General features: G+C 75.5%; 8 protein-coding genes. 3 read left to right on the top strand and 5 right to left on the bottom strand.

Going from position 1 to position 7,557, the window contains the following annotated elements:
* Positions 1-96 precede the first annotated feature (96 nt).
* Together E1266_RS33515 and fdhA are read left to right on the top strand one after the other, a co-directional pair.
* On the top strand, positions 97-768 hold the full coding sequence (locus E1266_RS33515) for a response regulator transcription factor (protein WP_132054005.1): 672 nt from the start codon (positions 97-99) through the stop codon (positions 766-768).
* Positions 769-900: 132 nt separating this feature from the next.
* Positions 901-2,115 carry a formaldehyde dehydrogenase, glutathione-independent gene (gene fdhA, locus E1266_RS33510; RefSeq protein WP_132054003.1) on the top strand — a complete coding sequence of 405 codons (1,215 nt, stop codon included), beginning with the start codon at positions 901-903 and terminating at the stop codon, positions 2,113-2,115.
* 3 nt (positions 2,116-2,118) lie between these two features.
* Here the strand turns inward: fdhA and E1266_RS33505 are convergent, their stop codons facing one another.
* The 4 genes from E1266_RS33505 to E1266_RS33495 are packed head-to-tail and all read right to left on the bottom strand — an operon-like array spanning position 2,119 to position 6,006.
* Positions 2,119-3,927, bottom strand: coding sequence for a GMC family oxidoreductase (locus E1266_RS33505; protein ID WP_207946072.1), 1,809 nt, complete (start codon positions 3,925-3,927; stop codon positions 2,119-2,121).
* Positions 3,924-4,772, bottom strand: coding sequence for a hypothetical protein (locus E1266_RS33500; RefSeq protein WP_207946071.1), 849 nt, complete (start codon positions 4,770-4,772; stop codon positions 3,924-3,926). Before E1266_RS33500 ends, E1266_RS33505 begins: the two co-directional genes overlap by 4 nt.
* On the bottom strand, positions 4,769-5,305 hold the full coding sequence (locus E1266_RS39030) for a hypothetical protein (RefSeq protein WP_207946070.1): 537 nt from the start codon (positions 5,303-5,305) through the stop codon (positions 4,769-4,771). The genes E1266_RS33500 and E1266_RS39030 overlap by 4 nt, the downstream gene beginning before the upstream one ends.
* On the bottom strand, positions 5,302-6,006 hold the full coding sequence (locus tag E1266_RS33495; RefSeq protein ID WP_132054001.1) for a GntR family transcriptional regulator: 705 nt from the start codon (positions 6,004-6,006) through the stop codon (positions 5,302-5,304). The genes E1266_RS39030 and E1266_RS33495 overlap by 4 nt, the downstream gene beginning before the upstream one ends.
* A gap of 129 nt (positions 6,007-6,135) precedes the next feature.
* On the opposite strand from E1266_RS33495, the gene E1266_RS33490 reads away from it, so the two are divergent.
* Entirely contained in the window at positions 6,136-6,654 is a 519-nt protein-coding gene (locus tag E1266_RS33490) for a YbaK/EbsC family protein (protein ID WP_132053999.1), read from the top strand.
* Positions 6,655-6,678: 24 nt separating this feature from the next.
* Here E1266_RS33490 and E1266_RS33485 read toward each other — a convergent pair.
* On the bottom strand, positions 6,679-7,557 hold an 879-nt coding region (locus E1266_RS33485), incomplete at its 5' end, for an FAD-binding protein (RefSeq protein ID WP_132053997.1).

Below are 7,557 nucleotides of genomic sequence, written 5' to 3'. Positions count from 1 at the left end.
GCTGGCGGGGCTGGCCCGGAGGGTGGCGGCGCTGGACGGGACGTTCGCCGTGCACAGCCCGCCCGGCGGCCCGACCGTGATCAGTGCGGAGCTGCCGTGCGGGTGATGCTGGCCGAGGACTCGACGCTGCTCCGCGAGGGCCTGGTGCGGCTGCTCGCCGAGGAGGGCCACGAGGTGGCCGCTGCGGTCGGCGACGGCGGCGCGCTGCTGGCGGCGGTGGCCGCCGGACCGCCCGACGTCGTGGTCGTGGACGTGCGGATGCCCCCCACCCACACCGACGAGGGGCTGCGCGCCGCGCTGGAGATCAGGCGGCGCTGGCCGGACGTGGGGGTCCTCGTCCTGTCGCAGTACGTGGAGCGGCGGTACGCGACCGAGCTGATCACCGCGGACACGGCCGGGGTCGGCTACCTGCTGAAGGACCGGGTGGCGCAGGTGGACGAGTTCCTCGACGCCCTCGACCGGGTCGGCGCGGGCGGCGCCGCGTTCGACCCGGAGGTGGTGCGCCGCCTCCTGGCCGCGCACGGGACGCGGGCCGACCCCCTCACGCGGCTCACGCCCCGCGAACGGGACGTCCTGGACAACATGGCACAGGGTCATACCAACGCGTCGATCGGCAAGAATCTGCACATCTCGCAGAGCGCCGTGGAGAAGCACGTCAACGCGATCTTCGACAAGCTCGACCTGTCGCGGACGTCCGGGTACAGCCGCCGCGTCCTCGCCGTCCTGCGCTATCTGGGCTCCCGATCCGACATGGGCAAAACGGACTAACGGGCATGGACGGGGTATACGTCCGAGTGTACGAGCGCGGCACCCGTGCCGCCCGGAGGGGCGGGGGCGATCGAACGCGTTCCGTCGTCCAGGGCGCCGGGCGAGCCGAACCTCAACGTGGAGGGAGAGGTCGTGGCGGACACCAACCGAGGCGTCGTCTACCAAGGGCCCGGCAAGGTCACGGTCGAGGACCTGGACTACCCCAAGCTCGAACTGGCCGAGCAGGACGGCCGCAAACTGGAGCACGGCGCCATCCTGAAGGTCCTGGCCACCAACATCTGCGGCTCCGACCAGCACATGGTGCGCGGCCGGACGACCGCACCCGCCGGGCTCACGCTCGGCCACGAGATCACCGGCGAGGTGGTGGAACTCGGCAGGGACGTCGAGTTCATCAAGAAGGGCGACCTCGTCAGCGTCCCGTTCAACATCGCGTGCGGGCGCTGCCGCAACTGCAAGGAGCGGCACACCGGCGTGTGCGAGAACGTCAACCGGGCACGTCCCGGCGCCGCGTACGGGTACGTCGACATGGGCGGCTGGCACGGCGGCCAGGCCCGGTACGCGGTCGTCCCGTACGCCGACTTCAACCTGCTCAAGTTCCCCGCCGACCGCGACACCGTGCTGGCGAAGCTGCCCGACCTCGCGATGCTGTCGGACATCCTCCCCACCGGCTACCACGGCGCGTACACCGCCGGCGTCACCACCGGGTCCACCGTGTACGTGGCGGGCGCGGGCCCGGTCGGGCTCGCCTGCGCCACCGCGTGCCTGCTGCTCGGCGCCGCCGTCGTCATCGTCGGCGACATGAACCCGCGGCGGCTGGAGCAGGCCCGCGGCTTCGGCTGCGAGACGATCGACCTGTCCCGGCATGACAGCGTGCCCGAGCAGATCGAGCAGATCCTCGGCGTCCCGGAGGTCGACGCGGCCGTCGACTGCGTCGGGTTCGAGGCGCGCGGCCACGGCCCCGAGGGGTCGGCGGCGGAGCAGCCCGCGACCGTCCTCAACACGCTCATGGAGATCACCCGCACCGCCGGCGGGCTCGGCATCCCCGGCCTCTACGTCACCGGCGACCCGGGCGCACCGGACGAGAACGCCAAGGTGGGGCAGCTCGGCCTGCGGATCGGGCTCGGCTGGGCCAAGTCGCAGTACCTCGTCACGGGCCAGTGCCCGGTGATGAAGTACAACCGGCAGCTGATGATGGCGATCCTGCACGACCGGGTGAGCATCGCGCGCAACGTCAACGCCCAGGCGATCCCGCTCGACCAGGCGCCCGAGGGCTACGCCGAGTTCGACCGCGGCGCGGCGACGAAGTACATCCTCGACCCGCACGGCGCGGTGGGGGCCGCCGCCTGATCCCTACCCGATCCCCTCGGCGATCGCCAGGGCCATCGCCATGATGGTCAGCTGCGGGTTCACCCCGGGGCAGCTCGGCAGCACCGAAGCGTCCGCGACGTGGACGCCCCGGACGCCGCGGAGCCGCCCCGCGGGGTCGACCGGCGTACGCGCGCGGTCCGCGCCGAGCTTCGCCGTGCCGGTGGGGTGGAAGGCGGCGAGGTGCAGGTCGGCGGGCGCGGCCATGGCCACGGCGCGGGTCAGCTCCGCCTCGTCCCGCACGACCGGCTTGCGGGCCAGGCCGGTGAGCACCTCCTCCGCGCCCGCCGCGAACAGCACCCGGCCCATCGCGACGAGGGCGCGGCGCAGCCGGGCGGCGTCCTCGCGGGCCAGGTCGTAGCGGACCAGCGCGCGGTGCCGGGCGCCGCGGACGCGGCCCGACGGGGCGTCGGCGATCATCGCGCCGAGCACGGCGAGGCGGTCGGCGCCCGCCAGCTCGCGCCGCAGGCTCCGGCCGAGGCCCGGCAGCGGGAACGAGCTCATGCCGGGCGGCGTCGCCGTCGCCTCGATGAGGATGCCGTCGGCGTGGAGTTCCTCGATGCCGACGCTCTGCATCACGCCCGACCACGACACGACCGGCTCGGCGAAGCGCCCGGCCAGGTTCGTCGCCGGGTGGACGGCCATGCCGCGCCCCAGCTCCGGGTGCCCGCCGAGGCCGGAGCGCCGCAGGAGCAGCGGTGTCCGGGTGGTACCCGCCGCGACGACGATGCGCGGCGCGAGGATCTCGAAGAACGTTCCGTCGGGGCGGCGCACGCGCACGCCGGTCGCCGTGCCGCGCTCGACCAGGATCCGCTCGGCCGTCGCCTCCGCGACGATGCGGGCGCCCGCCTCGCACGCCTGCGGCAGCGCGTTCAGGTGCACGCCGTACTTGGCGTTGTGCGGGCAGCCCACGGCGCACTGCGCGCTGCCCACGCAGCCCGGCGCGTTGCGGCGCAGCGGTGCCGCGCGCCAGCCGAGCCGTTCCGCGCCGGCGAGCGCGAGGAGCCCGTTGCGGCCGAGCGGCCCCATCGGCTGCGTCGCGACGCGCAGGGTCGCCTCCACCTCGTCCAGGCGGTCGCCGAAGCCCTCAACGGGCGCGCCGGCCTCCGCCCACCGCCGCAGGACGTGCTCCGGCGTCCGGTAGCAGGTGCCGCTGTTGACCACGGTGGTGCCGCCGACCGCGCGGCCCTCGGGCAGCAGCACGGGCGGGCGGCCGAGCGCGAAGGTCGCGCCGCCGTCCCGGTACAGGCCGAGGAACCGGTCGAGCGGCGGCCGGTCCCGGAAGTCGCGGGACGTGAACCGCCGCCCCTCCTCCAGGACGACCACCGACATCCCGCGCCGGGCGAGGGTGCGGGCAGCCATCGCCCCGCCCGCCCCCGACCCGATCACGACGGCGTCGGCGGTCGTGCACCCGGGCCACTCCGCGGACGGCGCGCAGTCCAGCTCGGGATCGGGACGGGCCAGGGCGTGCGGGGGCGGCGGCGCGGGCAGCAGCTCCGTACCGGCCGCCAGCAGCAGCGGGATCTTCATCATCTCGGCCATCCGGGCGGTGGACGGCCGGGCCGCCACCCGGGCGCAGAACGCGTCGCGGGAGTCGGCGTCCAGGCCGTCCAGGGCGTGCCCGGTGGTGAGCCGCGCCAGCACGTCCAGGGTCCCCGCGCCGGTGCGCAGGCCGAGCCGCGCCGGGGCGGGCAGCGAGTCCGCGATGGTCTCGGCGCCGGCGGCGACGCGGGCGAGGTCCGCGGCGTCCTCGATGCCGAGCAGGGTCGCGACCGCTCCGGTCATGGCGCTCATCGCAGGCCCACCTCGGCGTGCCCGGTGCCGTCCAGGCGCCACTCCCGCTCGGTCTCCCAGCCGCGCCCGGCCCGCCGCGCCAGCACGATCCGGACGTCGGCGCGCTCGGAGTTGCGGCAGACGGCCGGGGCGCCGTCCGGGTCGGCGTAGTCCACGGCGACGGTCTCCTCCGGGTGCTGCGTCACCTCCACCAGGAGGGCCCGGTCGCCGATGCGGCCGCGCACCGTCCAGGTCGGCAGCCCGATATCCGCTTTGAGGCGCCGCGCGGCGAGCAGCGGGTCGCCGGTGGCGAGGTCCTCGCCGTCCACCCGGAGCCGGACGAGCGGGAGCGGCGGCAGCCGGTTCAGCCCCGGCCGGGTGGAGACCGCGGCCACGATCTCGCAGACGTCGCCGCCGCCGAGGTCGGCGTGCAGCCAGGCCCAGCGCCGCGCGTTGCCGTGCCCGTAGATGCGTGCCGACGCGCCGGGCGCGCCGTCGAGTTCGAGCACGCGGTCGCCGAACCGGACCACCCCGTCGTACACCGCGGACGGCCGCGGGACGATCTGCGCCGCGGGCAGCAGCTCCGACTCCCACGCCCAGCGCGGGAAGGTGTGGACCGGCTCGCCGCCGCCGGTCTCGCGCAGCGACCACGCGATCGTCCCGGCGGTGCCGGTGAGCCGTTCGCCGACGTGCGCGACGGGACCGGCGATGAACCCGGCCTCGGGACGGTCCCACCCGTACGGGCCGAACCGGGCGAGGACCGGCCGCTCGCCGGGCGGGAAGACGGTGGCCCAGCCGTGCGAGCGCGCCTCGCCCTCGCCCGGCGCGAGCAGCTCGTGGTGGAGCCAGAACCCCGTCCCGGTCACCGGTCGGTCAGCGTCGTGTACCAGACCTCCAGCCGCCGGGGCTGGCCCCGCCAGCGCGACCGCATCGGGTCGGGGCCGGGGAACCGGGCGCCGGCGATGAAGCGGGCCAGGTCGCGGCGCAGGTCGAAGCGCAGCAGCCCCTCGCCCGCCACGGTCCCGTCCTCGCCGGTCACCGTGACCGGGAGGGTGGTCATGGAGCGGACGGGCCGGCGCGGGTCGATCGACTTCCAGCCGTCCAGGTGCAGGCGCCGCCCGTCGCGGCCGGTGAAGTCCATGGTGTAGCGGATCCGGCGGGCGGTGAGCGGGGCGACGCGGAGCCGGCCCGCCGCCGAGTGGTCGTCGGCCCAGCCCGGCACGCGCACATGCCCGGTCAGGGCGCCCTCGGTGTCGCTCCACGGCCGCAGCACCCCGGGCAGGTCCACCGACAGGTCGAGCCGCATCGGGCGGTCGCGGTCCTCCCCGGCCAGGCGGAAGGTGCCCTCCATCACCTCGGCGAACGTCGTCCTCCGCGCTCTCGTGGACGGGGCCATCATCCGCTCCTCTCCGGGCCCTTGAGCATGATCGCTTCGGTCTCGGCGAAGTACGCCTCCGCGGCCCCGCGGGCCCGTGCGGGGTCGCCGGCGCACAGCGCGCCGACCAGCGGCGCGATCCGGTCGGCCGCGGCGGCCGAGTCGGCGAACGCGTGCGTGAACCGCTCCCGGACCTTCAGGTAGGCGTTCAGCAGCGAGTTGACCAGGAAGCCGTACACCCGGTTGCCGGTCGCGCCGGCGATGACGCGGTGGATCTCGCACTCGGTGAGCTGCGCCGCGTCCGCGTCGCCGGCGTCCCGCAGCAGCGCGGCCAGCTCCCGCAGCCGGTCCCGGTGCTCGGGCGTGCCGTGCTCCGCCGCCTTGGCCGCCACCTGGGCGCCCACCTCGCGCCGCACCTCGAAGATCTCCCGCATCCAGGCCGGGCCGGCCGTGTGGACCAGCATCGGCAGCAGCTCGGGCCCGCCGAGCCGCTCGTAGTCGCGGACCCGGGTCCCGACGCCGTGCCGCGTCTCCAGCAACCCGGCCTGCGCGAGGCGGACGATCGCGTGCTTCAGCGACGTCCGGGTGACCGCGTAGCCGGCGGCCAGCTCGCGCTCGGGCGGCAGGTAGGAGCCGGGCGGGTAGCGGCCGCTCAGCACGTCGTCGCGCAGCCGGTCGACGAGGGAGTCCACGACGGTGTCGCGGGGGATGGGCGAGGACGTCATCAACACTCCGGCGTAGTGGTCCAGTGGCTCAGCCACTGGACCACGGGCGGCGTTTCCGCGTCAAGACCCGTGGCAGGCTGGAAGCCGGGGAACCCAGGGAACCGGGGAGCACGAGAGGGGACGGGCGACATGGTGGGCACGCTCGACTGGCGGCCGGCGAACGAGCACCGGGACCTGCTGGCGGAGCCGGTCGCCGCGGCGATCGGCGACGTGCCGGAGGCCGAGGTCGCCGGGATCGACCCGGAACTGGCCGACACGGCGGCGTTCTGCGAGCGCTACGAGGTGCCGCTGGAGCTCAGCGCCAACTGCGTGGTCGTCGCCGCGAAGCGCGGCGGCCAGGTCACATACGCGGCCTGCATGATCCTCGCCGACGGCCGCGCGGACGTGAACGGCGTCGTCCGCAAGCACCTCGGCGCGCGGAAGGTGTCGTTCGCGCCGATGGACGAGGCGACCGCGCTCACGGGCATGGAGTACGGCGGGATCACCCCGGTCGGCCTCCCCGAGGGCTGGCCGATCCTGGTGGACGAGGCGGCCGCCGCCGCGTCCCGCGTCGTGATCGGCAGCGGCCTGCGCAAGTCGAAGATCCTCCTGCCCGGCAAGGCGCTCGCCGGTCTCCCGGGAGCGGAGGTCATCGCCCTCGCGCTGTGACCGGCCGGGCGGGGCGCCCGGGCGTCACGCCGGAACCGAATCGACGGCGTAGCGGGTGCCGCCCGCGGCGCGGGCCAGGCCGAGGAGCGCGCGGTTGGCGGCGAGCATCTCCGGCACGGACGCGCAGCCGGGCGAGGCCGTCCGCAGCACGCTGAACAGGACGGGGTCCTCCGGCGCGCCCAGCATCGGGACCCGGCCGACCCGCAGCGCCTTGATCAGGACGACCCCGCTGAGGCCGAGGTCGCGGGCGGTCATGGCGGCGAGCGTCGCCTCGATCACGGCGGCGGCGCGGGGCATGGGCAGGAAGACCATCCCCCAGGGGTGCGGGCGCGCCCACTCGCCGAGCGCGACCAGTTCCTCGACGTCGGGGCGCATGCGGTCGCAGAAGGCGGCATAGGGCAGTTCCTCCGTCTCCGACGTGCCTGGAGGAGGCTCATCGCCGCCCCCGTACAGGACGGCCTTCACCTCGTACGCCCAGCCGTCCTCCGACGGTTTCACCTGCGCCGATACGTGCTCGGCGGCCGTCTCGCGCTGGACGCGGAGGACGTCGGCGGCGTCCCGGCACGGGATGGTGCAGCACAGCACCCGCTCCGGTGCGGGGACGAGCCGGAGCGTCGCCGCGGTGATGACGCCGTGCCGGCCGAGGCCGCCGCGGACGGCGTCGAACAGCGCGGGCCGGACGGCGGGGGAGCAGGTCACGGCCTCGCCGTCCACGACGACGTCCATCTGGAGGACGTTGTCGGCCTGCGTGCCGTGGACGTGCGACGTCCCGCCGACACCGCCCGCGGAGATCGTCCCGCCGACCGTCAGGTCGAGGTAGTCGGTCAGGACGGGCGGGGTCAGGCCGAGCGGCAGTGTCGCCGCCAGAACGTCCCGCCACGTGGCGCCCGCCCCGGCCACCGC

Source organism: Actinomadura sp. 7K534, assembly GCF_004348575.1.
Taxonomy (GTDB): Bacteria; Actinomycetota; Actinomycetes; order Streptosporangiales; family Streptosporangiaceae; genus Spirillospora; species Spirillospora livida.
Note: the sequence above shows the minus strand (reverse complement) of the source record. Positions and strands in the feature narration are given on the sequence as shown.

What these genes read in the sequence shown, in the direction of transcription:
- E1266_RS33505 (WP_207946072.1), bottom strand. Translation starts at nt 3,927, where the DNA reads ATGAGCGCCATGACCGGAGCGGTCGCGACCCTGCTCGGCATCGAGGAC.
- E1266_RS39030 (WP_207946070.1), bottom strand. Translation starts at nt 5,305, where the DNA reads ATGATGGCCCCGTCCACGAGAGCGCGGAGGACGACGTTCGCCGAGGTG.
- E1266_RS33495 (WP_132054001.1), bottom strand. Translation starts at nt 6,006, where the DNA reads ATGACGTCCTCGCCCATCCCCCGCGACACCGTCGTGGACTCCCTCGTC.
- E1266_RS33490 (WP_132053999.1), top strand. Translation starts at nt 6,136, where the DNA reads ATGGTGGGCACGCTCGACTGGCGGCCGGCGAACGAGCACCGGGACCTG.